The sequence below is a fragment of the Bradyrhizobium sp. BRP22 genome, from assembly GCF_020194175.1.
Classification (GTDB): domain Bacteria; phylum Pseudomonadota; class Alphaproteobacteria; order Rhizobiales; family Xanthobacteraceae; genus Bradyrhizobium.
The window spans coordinates 1-985 of sequence record NZ_JADYVX010000102.1 but is presented as its reverse complement, the minus strand read 5'-3'; the positions used below and the strand labels follow the sequence as shown (position 1 = coordinate 985).

Genomic DNA, 985 nt, shown 5'->3' with positions numbered 1-985 from the left:
TTCGAGGCGCAGGTCCACAAGGCGCCGGATGCGGTGGCGGTGGTCTGCGAAGATGAGCGGCTGAGCTATGGCGAGCTCAATGCGCGGGCCAACCGCCTGGCACATCACCTGATCGCCCTCGGGGTCAAACCTGCGGATCGCATTGCCGCAGTGCTGGACCGCTCCGTCGCTCTTCTGGTGGCGCAGCTGGCGATTCTGAAGGCCGGCGGCGTGTATGTACCGATCGATCGCGCCCTCCCGTCGGCGCGACAAGAATTGCTGATGGCCGATTGTGCTGCAAGCTTTGTGCTTTGCGCTGATGATCTGGTTGAGGCGACGATACCTGTTCGTACTATTGAGCCGCTCATAGCTGGAACGGGATGTAGTTCCGATCCTGGGCTGGCGTTGAGCGCTGAAACTGCCGCTTACGTCATGTACACCTCCGGCTCAACTGGCTTTCCCAAAGGAGTTGTTGTTCCTCATCGTGCCGTCAACCGGCTCGTGATCAACAGCGGGTATGTGAAGATCGATGCAGGAGATCGGGTGGCATGGGCTGGCAATCCCGCCTTCGACGCAAGCACATTCGAAGTATGGGCACCGCTGCTTAACGGTGGTTGCATTGTTGCCATGCATGCCGCCACCGTCAGGGATACTCTTAGTTTTGCCCGGGCGCTTGAACAGCACCGGGTGACGTCACTGTTTCTAACAACAGCATTATTCAACCAATATACATCAACGATTGCTCCGACGTTGGCGCAACTGAAGCACCTCCTCTGTGGGGGTGAGCGCGGTGATCGTGCCTCGTTTCTGAGATTGTTGAAGGAAAAGGGCCCTGTACGTCTCATTAACTGCTACGGGCCCACCGAGACGACAACCTTCGCGACGATCTGGACTTGCCCGGCTGATTTTAATGGGTCATTGGTCCCGATCGGCCGTCCAATCGCCAACACGCGGGTGTACTTGCTGGATGGCCATGGCGCGCCCGTGCCGTTCGGCGCGGTGGGTG

Annotated in this window: 1 protein-coding gene; it reads left to right on the top strand. The window is 58.9% G+C overall.

What is annotated here, in order from left to right; translation table 11 throughout:
* A partial coding sequence (locus I6F35_RS39540) for an AMP-binding protein (protein ID WP_225122959.1) occupies positions 1 to 985 on the top strand: 985 nt, incomplete at both ends.